The sequence below is a fragment of the Candidatus Falkowbacteria bacterium genome, assembly GCA_018674305.1.
Lineage (GTDB): Bacteria > Patescibacteriota > Patescibacteriia > UBA11705 > JABHMO01 > JABMRF01.
Genome location: JABHAL010000013.1, coordinates 84,551 through 99,913, shown reverse-complemented (window position 1 = coordinate 99,913; position 15,363 = coordinate 84,551). Strand labels below are relative to the sequence as shown.

The 15,363-nt window shown below is 36.2% G+C and carries 15 protein-coding genes; 1 reads left to right on the top strand and 14 read right to left on the bottom strand.

Annotation, left to right across the window (positions count from 1 at the left end):
* Positions 1–2: 2 nt before the first annotated feature.
* Positions 3–302, bottom strand: coding sequence for a hypothetical protein (locus HN643_05125; GenBank protein ID MBT7501020.1), 300 nt, complete (start codon positions 300–302; stop codon positions 3–5).
* A 259-nt stretch (positions 303–561) separates the two neighbouring features.
* Here HN643_05125 and HN643_05120 point away from each other — a divergent pair, with 259 nt between their 5' ends.
* On the top strand, positions 562–1,899 hold the full coding sequence (locus HN643_05120) for a PEGA domain-containing protein (protein ID MBT7501019.1): 1,338 nt from the start codon (positions 562–564) through the stop codon (positions 1,897–1,899).
* Between the two features lie 56 nt (positions 1,900–1,955).
* On the opposite strand, the gene HN643_05115 is transcribed toward HN643_05120, so the two are convergent.
* The 13 genes from HN643_05115 to HN643_05055 form a co-directional block, all read right to left on the bottom strand.
* Complete coding sequence (locus tag HN643_05115; protein MBT7501018.1) at positions 1,956–2,804, bottom strand: hypothetical protein; 849 nt, start codon at positions 2,802–2,804, stop codon at positions 1,956–1,958.
* A gap of 79 nt (positions 2,805–2,883) precedes the next feature.
* Entirely contained in the window at positions 2,884–4,788 is a 1,905-nt protein-coding gene (gene rfbD, locus HN643_05110) for a dTDP-4-dehydrorhamnose reductase (GenBank protein MBT7501017.1), read from the bottom strand.
* Between the two features lie 111 nt (positions 4,789–4,899).
* Positions 4,900–5,580, bottom strand: coding sequence for a hypothetical protein (locus tag HN643_05105; GenBank protein ID MBT7501016.1), 681 nt, complete (start codon positions 5,578–5,580; stop codon positions 4,900–4,902).
* Between the two features lie 101 nt (positions 5,581–5,681).
* Positions 5,682–6,392 carry a hypothetical protein gene (locus tag HN643_05100; GenBank protein MBT7501015.1) on the bottom strand — a complete coding sequence of 237 codons (711 nt, stop codon included), beginning with the start codon at positions 6,390–6,392 and terminating at the stop codon, positions 5,682–5,684.
* 176 nt (positions 6,393–6,568) lie between these two features.
* Positions 6,569–7,582, bottom strand: a complete 1,014-nt coding sequence (gene rfbB / locus HN643_05095; protein ID MBT7501014.1) for a dTDP-glucose 4,6-dehydratase — start codon at positions 7,580–7,582, stop codon at positions 6,569–6,571.
* A gap of 215 nt (positions 7,583–7,797) precedes the next feature.
* The gene (locus tag HN643_05090; protein ID MBT7501013.1) at positions 7,798–8,607 is read right to left on the bottom strand and encodes a hypothetical protein; all 810 of its coding nucleotides are present in this window, start codon (positions 8,605–8,607) and stop codon (positions 7,798–7,800) included.
* A gap of 13 nt (positions 8,608–8,620) precedes the next feature.
* Positions 8,621–10,936, bottom strand: a complete 2,316-nt coding sequence (locus tag HN643_05085) for a hypothetical protein (protein MBT7501012.1) — start codon at positions 10,934–10,936, stop codon at positions 8,621–8,623.
* Position 10,937: 1 nt separating this feature from the next.
* The gene (locus tag HN643_05080) at positions 10,938–11,156 is read right to left on the bottom strand and encodes a hypothetical protein (protein MBT7501011.1); all 219 of its coding nucleotides are present in this window, start codon (positions 11,154–11,156) and stop codon (positions 10,938–10,940) included.
* A 7-nt stretch (positions 11,157–11,163) separates the two neighbouring features.
* Positions 11,164–11,574, bottom strand: coding sequence for an HIT family protein (locus tag HN643_05075; GenBank protein MBT7501010.1), 411 nt, complete (start codon positions 11,572–11,574; stop codon positions 11,164–11,166).
* 70 nt (positions 11,575–11,644) lie between these two features.
* Positions 11,645–12,022: a four helix bundle protein gene (locus tag HN643_05070; protein MBT7501009.1), complete on the bottom strand. Its 378-nt coding sequence runs from the start codon at positions 12,020–12,022 to the stop codon at positions 11,645–11,647.
* A 37-nt stretch (positions 12,023–12,059) separates the two neighbouring features.
* Positions 12,060–12,632, bottom strand: a complete 573-nt coding sequence (locus tag HN643_05065) for a CDP-alcohol phosphatidyltransferase family protein (protein MBT7501008.1) — start codon at positions 12,630–12,632, stop codon at positions 12,060–12,062.
* Between the two features lie 45 nt (positions 12,633–12,677).
* Positions 12,678–13,133 (bottom strand): dTDP-4-dehydrorhamnose 3,5-epimerase family protein, encoded by a 456-nt coding sequence (locus HN643_05060; protein MBT7501007.1) that lies wholly within the window; start codon positions 13,131–13,133, stop codon positions 12,678–12,680.
* A gap of 70 nt (positions 13,134–13,203) precedes the next feature.
* Positions 13,204–15,306, bottom strand: a complete 2,103-nt coding sequence (locus tag HN643_05055) for a S8 family serine peptidase (GenBank protein ID MBT7501006.1) — start codon at positions 15,304–15,306, stop codon at positions 13,204–13,206.
* Positions 15,307–15,363: the final 57 nt, after the last annotated feature.

Here is a 15,363-nt window from a genome sequence, read left to right as displayed (position 1 = left end):
TCTTAAACTTGCTCAGTAGCTTCAAACATTTCTTGTTTGACTTTAATTATTTCTTCATTAACAATGTCTTCTAAATTCGGAAATTTCTCAGATAAAAAATTCATCATCTCTACTGGAGTCTGCTCTAACTCGGCCATTTTCTTAGCATCTTCGTCTGCTAGCTGTTCCATTAGACGAAGGATTAATCTTTTTTGTACCAATTCTGTCATTTTATCAACCAAAGCCTGCTTTCTCTCATCTGGCAGAGTTTGTAAACCCAAAAGCTCGATAATGTTGTCTTGAAGTAAATCTTGAGATTTCATAAGTTATTTTTATTATTCTTTTAATTTTCTAATTTACTATAGCATAAGTGAGATAAAAAGTCAACATATTTCACTAAATTTAGCCATTATTTTATAAAATACAAAAAAAAACCTTTTCTTCTTAAAGAAAATCTGCTTTAATGGTTACACTGGGTCATCTCTTGTCTACCCTGCCTACCGCAGACAGGCGGTTTACATGCCGAAGTATACGAGTGAATCCACTTTATCAAACTCTTACAAAATTACTTTCACAAGCACTATGGACATTAGACTTAGAAGAACAATTTCATTCATCTTTATTATAGCATTTATCGTTTGTACCCCCATACTCCTTTTATACACAACTGGGTTTCGTTATGATTTAAAAAAAGGTCAACTGCAACGAACTGGAGCTTTGGTTTTAGAAACGGCCCCAACAAATGCCGAGGTTTTACTAAACGACGAAAAAGCCAAAAGCAAAACACCAGCCAGACTAAACAACGTCTTACCAGGTGATTATGATGTGAAAATTAACAAGCCAGAACATTATCCCTGGCAAAAAAAATTAACTATAAACACTCAAGAAACAACCTTTGCTGAAGATATAATTTTATTTTATCAGGCTGAACCACAATCTATTAATGGTAATAATATAAACACTTGGAGCTTTTCCCCAGATAATAACTTTTTAGCCTTGATTGTTAATGAGTTTAATCAAGAGCATATTTATTTATATAATTTGAAAAATAACAAGAAAAAGTTAGTTCATGTAAGTCAAACACCAACTACCAAACATAAAATTGACTGGTCACCTTTTGGATCATATTTCTTATTGACAACAGACAGCTCGGTCACTGCCCTATCTACTGGTGCTCCCTGGAAAAACCTTCCAGTACAGGCAACTGCGAAAAATTTTCAATGGGATGCAAATAACTACAATATACTTTACCATCAAACAGGTAGTAATTTATATGAGACAAATTATTTAACACAAGCTACAACGAAAATATTTACTTTACCAACCCAGGCAACTTTGCTTGACTATTATATTAATGATTCTGAAGTGTTCACAATCGAAAAACTCAACACAAAGTATCTTTTGACTAAATATCCGTTAAACACAGACACAACAATTGATTTACGAAAAATCATTGAGTTGAATAATCCTAACTACCACTTCATTAATATTTTTAAAGACAAGCTCGCATTATTTGAAGAAACCGATCAAACTATATATTTAGCGAACCGTTCACTTGATCAAATTGCTTTTCACAAAGACGGAATTATTTCTCATGATTTCCTAAGTTCAAAAGGACTTCTTCTCTTGCAAACATCCCAAGAATTATCCTACCTTGATTTAAATCAAGACAATTTGGAGGAAGTAACTATTACTCGCTACAGCCAAGGATTACAAAATGCTAAATGGCATTCATTAGGCAACTACGTTTTCATGCTCAAAGATCAAACAGTTGAAATAATTGAATTAGATGACCGTAACGGTAATCAAACGATAAATTTACCAATTAAGCAAGTTCAGGATTTAGCTGTAAACTCAAATCAACAACTTTTATATTATATTGCGAATAATCAACTTTGGAGTTTAGCTTTGGAAAAATAAAACCTCAAAAAAAAGTAGGGCCAATTAATTAGGCCCTACTTTTTTATTATAAGCAACTATTTGAATTTCCAATAGGCATTTGTTAAATAACTCAGGAAGAAAACTTGTATACCACCCTTAATTAACAAGAATGCTGTTCCTAAAACTATGTAACCAAGCCAAGTCACCACCATCAAGGCCATCTGGCCAACAGCCAACATTCCTATCACCCCTAGCAATATAAATGGCAATGCAATAAGTATTAAAGAAAGAATTAACACAAAGCTTGCCACCACCCACAAACCTACTTCAGTGATTTTTATTACCGTTAAGTCAATATAATTAGCAATGTATAACTTCCATCCAGCAACGATTGAGTTTATAGCGCTTTTCCCTTCTATTACTGCATAACAATAAACATAATGTCGAAACAAGAACAACCAAACATTATACAAAATCAATAAAATCACAAACAAAGCCATTAACCCGCCACTAGGTATAAAAAGGACTACTAAAGCAAATAAAATTAAATTGATTACACCAAAAATTAATTCAAACAGAACCACCTTACCAAAATTTTGCCAACCAATTTTCAGCAATTCACCAATCTTTAGTTTATCACCAGATTTCAATTTACCCAAAGCAGCAACTAAACTAGTTTTAGCAAAAATTGCAATTAACAAGATTAATGATAAAAGCACGAAGGTAATAAACAAAACTAGAAAAGCTCGCCAGTCATTGAGAGTCACATTTAATTTAACTAAAACTGTATTACGAAAAGTGGTTAATTCAGTCCAATCCTCTATCAAATAATCAAGGAAAAAGGCGCCACTGGTAATGAACAAGCCCAAAAGCCATAAAAGCTTGTGAGTCCAAGCTACGCTCCAGGCTGATTTAATTGTCTGTTTAATTGGAATACTAAGCATAGAAATGTAAATTACTTTTATTTTTGTATTTATTATTCTTAAACGTAAAGGCCTAATACCTACCACTATAAGCAATTATCTATTTAACACCTTCATTATACCCCATTTTTTTCTGATATTCCATAGTAGCTGCAATATTAGAAGCTTTCAATAAAGATTCAAAAGTTCCAGCATCATACCAACGACCACGAATTTTTCTTACATCAAGTTCATTCATACCTAAATAAGCTTTGTGAACCTCTGTAATATCAGTTTCAGGCCGCCAAGTTGGTTTAATCCCTTTGGCAATATGACAAACGCGACTATCAAATATATAAATTCCTGGAATCGCATAATCACTCTTGGGTTCTTTGGGTTTTTCCTCAATGGAAACAACGCTCATATCACTATTAAATTCAACAACCCCAAAACGTTCTGGGTCTGGCACTTCTACCGCAAAGATTCTACCTCCATTTTTAAATGAAATTATGTCTTCTGTGAAATCATGATCAAAAAACAGGTTATCACCCAAAATCAACGTCACATTATCTTCACCAATAAATTTTTCGCCGATAACAAATGCTTCTGGCAATCCTTTGGGCGCGTCCTGAATTTCATAGGTTATTTTCACGCCCCACTCTTTTCCAGATCCTAACAGCTGTAAATATTGGCCAGCGTACTCAGGAGCAACAATAACTAAAATGTCAGTAATTCCTGCCTTGACTAAAGTTTCCATAGGATACAAAATCATAGGTTTATCAAAAACTGGCAACAATTGTTTACTGGTAATTTTGGTTAGTGGGTAAAGTCTACTCCCCTTGCCTCCTGATAAAATTATACCTTTCATATTTTTTTCTGGTTGTTTTAAATTAATATTTACTTGTGGTTTTTCTTCTTTAATTGAAATTTTCACTTCCTGATGTTGCTCCTTTGTTTTTTCTTCCGGCAAATTCCCACTAACCTCAATTTGTTCAACTTTTGACTTAAGATCTGCCAAATTAATTTCTGGGGCAACAACTGTCTTTGGCTTAACTAGAGGAATTTCCGGTTTCACAGCAGGCTCAACTGGCTTTTCATTAACAACTGGTTCAACCACAGGCAAATTATCAACTTCCTCCTGTCCGCCTTGATTAGAAGTTGAAACATTAACAAAAACTGGATTTACCTGCTCCAATTCACGTAAAAAATCTTTTAATGCCTTTTTCCAATGGCGCATACGAGGGAATTTTGTGTTTTGCAGAGAAGAATGTGCTGGCCGTTTAGCTGGTCGAGGAAATCGACTACTCGGAACAGGTTTTACTTTTACTGTTTTCTTGGCCTGAGAAAAAATTTCTATAGCAAACTCACACCACGTGCAACCACCTTCATTAGTAATGTGATAAATCCCAGGATGATAATTACCCGTTGTCAGATCCTTGGTAGCTTCTGCCAAATCAACCACATAGGTTGGATTACTTACTTCCTCATCTACAATTTCTAGTTCATCTTTTTCATCTGCTAATTTCAACATTAATTCAATAAAACTCTTTTTTCCACCATCAGACTTTGCAGGTAAACCAAAAAGACGAGAAGATCGAATAACAAATCCAGCAGGATTGTGTTCCAAAACTTCCTCGCCTAAAAATTTCGATTCACCATATCTAGAAATTGGAGATGGTAAATCATGTTCAAAATAACCATCTTGCTTCTGACCATCAAACACATAGTCTGTACTATAATGTACAAAAACAGCGCCTTCTTCACCAGCTGTTTTAGCCAAGTTAATTGGTCCATCAACATTTACTTTTTGAGCAAGATCGTAATTTTCTTCAATGTCATCAACTGCGTTATAAGCCGCAGCATTAATAACTAAATCAGGTGACAAGTCCTTAATCATCTTTTTAACTTGTTCTGCATTAGTAATATCGATTTCCTCCTTATCCCACAAAGTGAGATCAAATTTGGCAAATGATTTTGCCAATTCTTGACCAAGCATTCCCTTGGAACCAACAATAAGTACTTTCATATCTAATTTAAGCTAAGAATAAACTATGACTATCTTATCAAATAGGACCTAAAAGTCAAATTGAGTTATTAACAAAAAAACCGGTGGAATGTCCCACCGGTTGTATTTAATTTAGAACTGCAATCCCTTGACGATCTTTGCCATCAAACGGACTGCGCCAGAATTGGTGAACTGATCACCGACTGTTGCAGCAACTTGCCACGGAACAAATTGTGATCCTGTGATCTTTTCTGCTGCTGCGCTGGTCGCCTTGACTACATCAAGATTGAGTACATATTTCCCGCCCACTTCCGCTATTTCATCTTCGAAGAATTGAACGCCATAGTATTTGACGCCATTTTCTTCACCAAGTGTAACGAAAAAGGTAGAATTGGGATTACCCGGCTCACCAGGTGGAGCAAAAACTCTCTCTCCCTCAACCACAGCAAATTCTTCATGAAGCTCGGCCACAGCCGATTCAAAATGGCTTAGACCAAGCTCGAGAAAGCCACGTGGCAGATTTAATATCGGCGATTCAGATTGGAATGGCCGAAGCTGCTCAACCACTCCAATGAGAAGCTCACCAGCCCCAGTTTTCACAAAGGGAACTAATACTGATCCGCCTCCACCAAGTTCTTGAAAACCCCAGGAATCGTAACCTGCCGCAGTATTGCCCCATCTCAAGAGGCCAAACCTCTTGTGTTCAAGCTCTACTACGCTCGCCTCAACTTCTTCACCATCAACCCTACATTTCCAGCCTGCTTTGTCCTCAGCGCCAAGAGACGTGAGAAGCCTTCGTAATTCTGACCCCATAATAACACCTTGTTATCGGGGTCTGCACCAGGACTCAAATCCTTCCGTGCAAACTTTAACAACCATGTCGGGCTCTCCCCAACCAAAATAATTTCATGTTTTTAACTTATACAATTACCCGTGCTAGCTTGATACACGGCCCAGGCAGTTAAAGAATGCTGATCATGAATTTTACCTTGTTGAATCAACTGAATAAATCTTTGCTTATCAATCAGCCTAAAAACCCTTAAAGCGCCTGTGTACTCATTTAAGAATTTTGCTTCATCTAACTGCACTTTTACTAATGAGTAAGTTAAAACATTCCCACTAACTGTATGATTTTCAGTCACTTCTGTTCTCAAATCAAGAAACTCTGTTTGACAATCAAATTTTTGTGAAAGCAAATCACACTTTCTCGCCCAAACAGCTTTAGACACATCTTCCATACAACTTATTTCAATATCCGCGGGAATAAAACTACGGGGAAAGACTATGGCCATTTTACCTACAAACGGTGAATAACTATTTATCATCAAAAAGCTATCTCCATTAACCACTGGAATTAAAACATGACCAGATTTTGCAATATGCGAATAATTAGCATTAAAATTGGCCACGTATGCAACTTTCTCACCAGAAAAAGGTTTTCTAACTAAAAATTCAACGGTAACGACAAAATCACGACGATGAAAAACAGTTAAAATATCCTCGATTTCTAACTCACCTTCTTTGTAATTACCAACTCTAGGCAATACAAAAGGCACACCAAGATGCGCTAACCTTTGATTAAGCTTTTCTCGTTTTTGCTCTAGTCTTTGAGCTACCTTTCCCATTTTTCATCTCCTGTCGGCTCTCCCGACTCTGGACAACTTGTCAATTTACAACGACTTCGTATTATCTTAACGAATTATTATACTTATGTCAACAAAAAGAACGCCCTTGCGTTCTTTTGTGTTTTGATTATTTGGATTTTGAATTTGTTTCGTGTTTAGAAATTAGGATTTAGAATTTACTGCCTATTATACCAACGGTCATAGTATTCCTGATACTCACCAGATTTAATTCTTTGCCACCAATCTGTATTATTTTTGTACCAATCAACAGTTTGGCGCATACCTTCCTCAAATGAAATCTTTGGTTGCCATCCTAACTCAGCCTGAGCTTTATGTGAACGAATCGCGTAACGACGATCATGACCTGGTCGATCCTGCACATATTCAATCATTTCTTCGCCATGACCCATAGATTGAAGAATTCCCATAGTTAAATCAAAATTGGACTTTTCACAATTACCACCAACACAATAAGTGTGCCCCAGCTGGCCACGGTGAATAATCTGGTCAACAGCTTCACAATGATCATTAACATGAATCCAATCACGAACATTCTTGCCATCACCGTAAAGTGGAACTTTTTTACCTTCAATTAAATTGGTCACAAACAAAGGGATCACTTTTTCTGGAAACTGCAGTGGTCCGTAATTATTGGAACAATTAGAAATAGTAACAGGTAAACCGTAAGTATGAAAATAAGCGCGAACTAAATGGTCTGAAGCGGCCTTGGAAGAAGAATAAGGACTTTTCGGATCATAGGGAGTTTCTTCATGAAATGCCTTATGAGTATCTTCTAGACTTAGTGAGCCGTAAACTTCATCAGTTGAAATATGGTGAAAACGGGTATTATTTTTTCGAGCAGCTTCCAATAATGAATGTGTGCCCAAAACATTAGTTTTCACAAAAGATAGAGGATCTAAAACTGAGCGATCTACATGCGATTCTGCTGCAAAGTGAACGATAATATCAATTCCCTGGTCAACCAAATGCTCAACCAATTCAGAATTTAAAATATCACCCTTAACAAACTTATAATTTGGGTGATCTTCGCAATCTTTTAAATTTTCTAAATTACCAGCGTAAGTTAGCTTATCTAAATTAACCACTGAGTATTGTGGGTATTTATTCAAAACATAGCGAACAAAATTCGCTCCAATAAAACCTGCCCCCCCAGTGACTAGCATTTTCATATTTATCTCTATTTAAGACTATCTGCCATTACTTTACCTTATTCTTTTTTGAATTGCAAACTCTATTCATCCCCCGGCATTCGCCGGGCAAGCTACCCTCCCTCCCCATTAGGAGGCGCTGCGCGCGGCCTGACTCGTCATCCCGATGTAGTCGGGATTCCTCGCCTTATTTTCACAAAGTATTTTCAATAAATTACAAAATTTTATTATTTATTTCACATTGATCGCTTTTCAATCCAATTCCGCCATTCGTCTTCACTAAATTTATCAAAACCTGCTTCTCTCAACCTGGCTTCCTCAATTGGAATTAGTTTTTCAATCTCAGGAATCATTGTTTCTTTCAATATGCCTTCACTCATTTCCCCAACAATCTCCCAAGTTTGATAGCCATCTTTTTTATCAAAACCATACTTAGGCAATAAATCCAACATAATTTTATTAAAAAATTTTTTGGCTTTTTTCATCACTGCCTTGACAACTGCGGTTTCAAAACCAGTATAGCCAACATAAGAAATTTTTAAATAGCCTGGGACTAAGGCCTTCTCAACATAAATCCGTCGAAGCAACGAATCACGAAGTTCACCAGCTTGTTCAAATGTTAAACCTCGTTGCTGATGTGCGAATTTGGTTAACAATTCATCAACATGATATTCACCCCAAATTTTTTCACCACTTCTAAGCTTATCAGGAATTTCAACGTCCATGTTAAACCTTGCATTTTCCGGATCAGTCACCACCTCTTCCATATACTCAGCAAATGCTTCCTTTTCTATATCAATATCCATTTCAATTTTTTTTGTTTCTATTAACTCAACAATCTGCTCTTTTTTGGTGATATAGTCGCGCATTACTTGAAGCGCCTCCTTGCTTCCCCCCTCAGCTTTCTTTTTCAGCTCAGCAAAACCCAAACCACCAGAAATTACTTCCAACTCGGACATTAGTTTCTCAAAATAAACTTGTTGAACTTCGGTGAAGTTGGCGTGGAGAGATTTTTCTGTTAATTGTTGTGTTTCCGGGTTAAACATATCTACGCGAATATTACGAATCTAACTCTTTCTCTTTCTCCGCCCGCACAGACTTTCGTCTCTTCCGACGTGGTGCTTGCCATTCTTTCTTTTTGAGGTTACGTTCGCGTTTCTTACCAGTCACAGTTCGTTTACTGATAAATGCTTCTCGTGGTAAATCAACTGCGTCACCGTGAATGTCTGTTTTTTCTTGACGACCGGTCTGACCACGCACATCTTCTTTTTTAGGTTTACGAACATTTTCCCCTCGCACACCACGTGCGCCCTTACCAATATTTTCACTGGATAATGTTTTTCTTTTTGTTGCCTGTCGCGGATCAGTCAGAGTACCACGAGCTGTCTCCGCCAATTTGCCTGGTGGTGGCGGTGGTGGTGGAACGTCTTTTCTGATTCGCCTAACCCGTCTTTTTATATCAACCTCTTCACCTTCTTTCGTGTCAACATCAACCTCTCTTTTCTCATCATAACGAACTACCCTTTTTCCTTTTTTAATTTTCGCTGGTCGCTCAAAATGAATCTGCGGATCTTGCACACCATGATGTTCAACCAAGATAGCTGGATCTTGTCTTGAATCTGGAGTAACTTCTTTTTCTTGAGTTGGAGGTAAATTTATTTTAACCTTCTTCCATTTAACGTCAACTTCTGTTTCTTTTTTTGTAAAATCTTCACCTCCACCTTTTCCTGTTTCAATCACTTCAATTTTTGGTACTGGAACCTTCATTGTTTTTTCAACTGTTTCGCCCTCTACTACTTTTGGTTCAATCGAACGCCCCGTGCCACTTACGAAAACTTCTACTTCCGCTCCCCGACCTTCATCCATAACAGATTGCAGAAATGACACTTGTTCTCCAGAATATTTACTTAAATCAAGTTGCCCACGATTATATGCTTTGAAAAATTTAACTAACTCACTTTCTAATTCGATACCAAAAATATCTTTAATCTGCTCTCTTTGCTCATTTACTTGACGAGCAAACTCGTCACCATTTTCAGTATCATATTCAACTGTAATATCTTCAACTCCTAACTCAGCCTTAATTTTATCCAGCTGGCTTTCTGCAATTTGAGTCGCCCCCTTTCCTCTAGCATCTTTTAAATTTTTATTTTTCTTTGCATTCCCCTCGGGACTTACTAAACCTCTAACAACTAAAGTAAGTGAAGCTTCTGCTGGATCAACATTGTTTTCTGCTAAAACAGTTAACGCCTTATTTAAAATGGCTTGTTTAATTTTCTCAACATCTTGTTCACTCATATCTTTAGCTTCAAACTTTGGTGAACGATCAGATTTAATGCGTACTCCGCCACCTTCAAAAATTGACTTTTCAACATCTTGTAACTCAACTCTGTCTGGTAATTTTTCTTGAGTCTTTACTTCCAACTCTTCAAAAGTAGTTTTAATATCAAACTGAGCTTCATCTGGGGGAGCTTCGCTGTCTGGTATTACTTCTTTTTCTGTTTCGACAATATCTAAACCAACAGGAATAGAAAATTCCAAGCTTTTTCCACCCTCTTCAGTTCCTTTTCCATATTTCTCTTTTAACTCTTTAAGTATTTTTAATCTTTCTTCTGGTGATGTATACGGGGATGTCAAATATTGATGTAATCCATGTATCGTATTACCACTTTCATCTGTATATCTTTGAATAAGCTCCAATTCATCTTGAGTCAAGCTTTGTTCCTGTTTTTGTTGATCATTAGTTTGTGAATACTCCTTGGCCATAGAACCAACTGGGACTAACAACATTAAAGCAGCCAATCCAGCTCTAACATTTTTTGTTAAATGATGACCTTTATTGCGTAAATAACCCATAAAACCTTTTTGGTCTTCTCTAGCAACACCAGCCATTTCTTTGGTAATTTCAAGTAATCTTTCAGCTTCTTTTTCAGAAGCATAGGCTTCTGCCTCTTCACGAGATGAGAATTCATGTTCAGTTCTTTTGACTCTTGGTGTTGGCAATTCTTTATCTGGAATCGGCTCACCTTTATCGTCGTAAAGTTGTTCGTATTCAGCCTCTCCACCTGCTGGAACGTCAGTAATTTCAACAATAGGAACGGTTTTTACCCGTTCTCGGACAATTTCAGTTTGTTTTTTTATTTTTTCCGCCCAAACTTCTTCAATTATAATGTCATATAGTGTTTCGGTAACTATCACTTTTTTGTGCGGAGCGAAAGGGATTCCTTTATAAGTTTCCACTTCGCCCTCAGCGGGTTTTAACTTTCCTTTTTTACCTTCTGGCAAATCAGGTTTCATTCCCTTATTGAGGTTTTCAATCTTGCTATCATCGGGAAAGTCCAACTCTGAAATATTTATTCTATTTTTATTTTCCATATTATAAATTTTTTATTGAATCGCGTGCTTTATCAATATCTTGTTCTGCTTCTTCAGCAACTTGTTGTTTTTTAGATGTTGTTTGTTTCCAGAACATAAATCCCTCAAATACTTTTTTGATTTGAGTCAAAATTTTCACTCGTTGCTGAGGATCGTTCATAGCCTGTTCATACTTTTTTAACTCAGCCTCTGAAACATTTAGAATGTCATCATCTTTCATACTTTTTTTATTTTAATGCTTTATTTATTTTCAAGGCTATTTCCTCCATTTGTCCTTCCTCATATCCACCTCTAATAAACCTAGGGTGACCATCATCTTTCTTACGAGGAATAATATGAAAATGTAAATGCATCACTTCCTGCCCGGCTATGCCACCATTATTTGTACTGAAATTATAACCCTTATAATCAAGGGCTTCACAAACAGCTTTGGCAATTTTTGGCGCTACGCTAATTAAATTCCGTAATGCCTCTCCACTAGCCTCTGCCATATTAACAAAATGTTCTTTGGGAATTATTAAAACATGTCCAGGATTCACTGGATTAATATCTAGAAATGCTAAAGTATCATCGTCCTCATAAATTTTTTGAGAAGGAATTTCTCCGCTAGCAATTTTACAAAACAAGCAGTTAGTCATATTGTTATATTGTTATATTGTTATATTGTTATATTGTTATATTGTTATATTGTTTAAACAATTTAATAATTTATATTTCTAATTTTTCGTTTGTATACTTAATCAAATGATTCATTTCCCGAGGTAGACCGCTTAATTTACCTTCAATGTACTTATACTGGTCTTCTGAAATAAATTTTCTAATATTAGCCTTTTCTAACCAATCTTGAGATTCTTTCAAAGATCCGAAGCAATATCGATAGAACTTTATCTTATCCTTCTTTGTGTATCGCCCAAAACCCTCTGCAATATTTGCCGACATAGAATCAACTGATCTTACCCATTGCATACCAACAGTATTTTTAGCAAAATAATCCCAACTAACTACAATTTCCCAAACATCATTAGATAAATCAAAGGCTATATTATATGCACTAATATCTTTTAATCCCAAATATTTTTTTTCCATACTCCTAAACAGTTTAGCAATTTAACAATATATCAATTTATATTCCTTTTTTCAACATACTGAGAGAAGCAAAACCGATACTGGTGTATAGTAAAACCTGAGCCAAGAAAATCAGTAAACCTATATTTAACATAAAACCCAACATCAAAAAGCCAGCACCAAAACACTGTAAATTCATTTTGATTTTACCCCAAACATTGGCCATCACTTCTATCTGCTTCATTCGACTAAAAGCTCCGCCCAAAATAAAAGCCAGCTCAAAGGCTAGCAATAAAATAGTTAAATTCAGATTAATCTGTAGCAATAAAGTTGCTACTACAATTCCAATCAATAATTTGTCCGCGATCGGATCCCATATTTTTCCCCAATCAGTAATCTGATTACGCAAGCGAGCTAACGTCCCATCTAGCATGTCGGTGATAGCTAAAATCACAAATAGAATTATAGCTATCAGAAATTCGTCTCCCACCAATAAAACAATTAAGATGGGAGAAAAAATTAACCGAATAAACGTTAGGTGGTTAGGCTTAACACTTTTTGGTACGAGCGGAAGAGCATATTTTAAAATCCGATCGTATGGAGCAAATACAATCTGCTCTTTGTTCTCCATATTTTTTTATTTTTTATTTTTCAATTTCGACACAAGTCGAAATAATTAACGATTTTGAGTGGACCAATCAAAACTAATTTGAGGATCATCAAATGGAATTCTTTCTTCATCTGGCTCAGCAGGATTGTAGACCTCACTTGTGTGATATAAAAGTCCAACTTTTTGATTACCTAAAACTCTATAACCGTGAGCTACTCCCGGTGGAATGGAAATTAAACATGGATTGTCCTCACCGGCACAAATCACTTGAGTTTTTCCTCGGGTTGGAGAGCCCCAACGCAAATCATAAAGTACCACCTGCGCCATGCCCTTTAGAACAAACCAGACATCCCATTGTTTTTTGTGCCAATGAAAAGCTTTAATTACTCCAGGATGAGTCTCAGTGTAGCTTGTTTGTTTAACAGGATGAAAAGTGTCTTCCCCCTCCTTGATTACTTCTGTAAAAAACCCTCGATCGTCACAGTATTTTTTTAAAGGCTTAATCTTTACATCTTCTATCATAGGGAAAGAATAAATTATTGTATTAATGTATTAGTTTAGACTAAATTCTCTAGATTGTAAATAGCTTATTTTACATTACAGCTATATTAATACCAGATGTGAAATTAGATGAAAACGGGAAAAATTCAGCCTTGAACCCTCCAATGTTAGTAAAAATTTTAATATGTGGCCCGCCACCTGGTCCTGGCGCAGTAATAATATCAACTTCATCATCATTATCCCAGTCGCCCGCTTCAACTTCCACTCCTCCAGAAAAACTTGATTTATAAGCAAAAAAGCTAGCAATAACAGAGCCATTATATTTAAAAACTTTCACATGTGGACCGCCAGTAGCACCAGCGCCGGTCACAATATCAGCCACTCCATCATCATTAACATCAGCTACAGAAATATTAACACCACCCATAAACTGTGGCGCATATGCTATAATTTCTTTTTTTAGATTTCCTTGATGATCAAAAATTTTTATCTTAGGCATTATCCCATCATGTGGTGCACAAATAATTTCCAAGTTACCATCACCATCTACATCACCAACTTCAATATTAATTCCCTTTTTGTAACTTTTGTTATAAGCGAAAAATTCCTTTTCAAGCTGACCTTTTAAATTAAATATTCTAACTAGTGGGCTAAATCCTGATTGTGGAGCAGCAATTATTTCGACTTCACCATCACCATCTACGTCACCTGCAGCCACTTCTACTCCACCTTTGAAATCATTACCAAAAGCTAGAATACTAGACAAAATTACACCTGAACGATTTATTACTCGGACAAATGGTTGAGCGCCTCTTGTAGTTCCAGCAATTATTTCCTTACCCCCCCCGTCAATATCAATTGCTTGAATATTCAACCCGGTAAATTGATCTCCTTTTATAAGTTCAATCTCATCTTTTTTACCAAACGATGAATTATAAAAATTTACTGAACTATAACCACTCTTTTGAGTAGAAACTATAATTTCGGAACCACCAGTAACTGGCCCGGTTTTAGTATTAGTTGGAACTGAGAAAGTTGCTGGAGTTGAAACTACTGGTGTATTTGGGGTTGAGGGAGTTGTGGACTGTCCACCGGAAAGAGAGTTAGCTGCTTCAACTGCTTTTTTCGCATTTAAAACACCTGAGCCAGCTTTACCCTTCCATTTAGCATTATTTAAAAACAACATATTACTTTCCTGGATAACAGTTTCAATAATTTGCTTTGGAGATATATTACTGTTAGCTGATTTCATCAAGGCCGCGACTCCAGAAACTAATGCTGCCGAAAATGAAGTCCCATTCCAACTGGTATCATAAGCCTGATCAAACTGGGAATAATTTGTATCATGATACAACAAACTAACCATATCTTCGCCTGGTGCAGCTATATCTATACAATCTTTCCCATAATTCGAAAAAGCTGAGACCTTATTGCTTTTATCGCTGGATAAAACACCTAATATTTTATTTTCTTTAAACTCTTGATCATAGCAAATTGGGTATAGTGGTTTTTTGGACATATCAATTCCATTAGTTTCTCCTTCTGCCGCATTACCAGCTGCGGCCACTATCAAAACTCCATTCTTGTAAGCGTTCGTAATTGCATTTTTTAATTTACTGCTATGCTCGTCGCCACCAAAACTTAAATTTATAATATCTGCCCCATTATCAACCGCATAATCAATTGCATCTGCCACATCACTTGATCCTCCCAGACCAGATGAATTTAACACAACCAAAGGCATTATTTTCACATTAGCAGTCACTCCCTTTATCCCCTTATTATTGTTATGAACCGCTGAAATCAAACCTGAAACAAAGGTACCATGATTAGCAGCACTAGCCACAAAACTTCCAGTTATCTTGGGCTCTGGATTAGCTCTATTATTAATAAAATCATAACCATTACGATCATCTTTATAACCGTTACTATCATTATCAATATTATCACCAGCAATTTCTCCTGTATTAACCCAAATATTATTAGCTAAGTCTGGGTGATTTACGTCAACGCCTGTATCCAAAACTGCAACTATAACCGAGGATTTACCATTGGTTATTGTCCAAGCATCAGGAGCCATTATTTCTTGTAAATACCATTGCTTACTAAAATACGGGTCACTGGCAGCAAAAACTGTGGTACTTATCATGAATGTTAATAAAACTAAAATTACAACTAGCCTTTTATTGACCATAAATTTACTTATTTCTTATTTACTTGTTTCATGAAATTAACTAAGGCTATTATACCT

Coding starts and splice junctions, on each gene's coding strand:
- HN643_05100 (MBT7501015.1), bottom strand. CDS start 6,392: ATGGGAAAGGTAGCTCAAAGACTAGAGCAAAAACGAGAAAAGCTTAAT.
- HN643_05090 (MBT7501013.1), bottom strand. CDS start 8,607: ATGTTTAACCCGGAAACACAACAATTAACAGAAAAATCTCTCCACGCC.
- HN643_05060 (MBT7501007.1), bottom strand. CDS start 13,133: ATGATAGAAGATGTAAAGATTAAGCCTTTAAAAAAATACTGTGACGAT.
- HN643_05055 (MBT7501006.1), bottom strand. CDS start 15,306: ATGGTCAATAAAAGGCTAGTTGTAATTTTAGTTTTATTAACATTCATG.
- HN643_05085 (MBT7501012.1), bottom strand. CDS start 10,936: ATGGAAAATAAAAATAGAATAAATATTTCAGAGTTGGACTTTCCCGAT.
- rfbD (MBT7501017.1), bottom strand. CDS start 4,788: ATGAAAGTACTTATTGTTGGTTCCAAGGGAATGCTTGGTCAAGAATTG.
- HN643_05075 (MBT7501010.1), bottom strand. CDS start 11,574: ATGACTAACTGCTTGTTTTGTAAAATTGCTAGCGGAGAAATTCCTTCT.
- rfbB (MBT7501014.1), bottom strand. CDS start 7,582: ATGAAAATGCTAGTCACTGGGGGGGCAGGTTTTATTGGAGCGAATTTT.
- HN643_05080 (MBT7501011.1), bottom strand. CDS start 11,156: ATGAAAGATGATGACATTCTAAATGTTTCAGAGGCTGAGTTAAAAAAG.
- HN643_05070 (MBT7501009.1), bottom strand. CDS start 12,022: ATGGAAAAAAAATATTTGGGATTAAAAGATATTAGTGCATATAATATA.
- HN643_05115 (MBT7501018.1), bottom strand. CDS start 2,804: ATGCTTAGTATTCCAATTAAACAGACAATTAAATCAGCCTGGAGCGTA.
- HN643_05105 (MBT7501016.1), bottom strand. CDS start 5,580: ATGGGGTCAGAATTACGAAGGCTTCTCACGTCTCTTGGCGCTGAGGAC.
- HN643_05125 (MBT7501020.1), bottom strand. CDS start 302: ATGAAATCTCAAGATTTACTTCAAGACAACATTATCGAGCTTTTGGGT.
- HN643_05120 (MBT7501019.1), top strand. CDS start 562: ATGGACATTAGACTTAGAAGAACAATTTCATTCATCTTTATTATAGCA.
- HN643_05065 (MBT7501008.1), bottom strand. CDS start 12,632: ATGGAGAACAAAGAGCAGATTGTATTTGCTCCATACGATCGGATTTTA.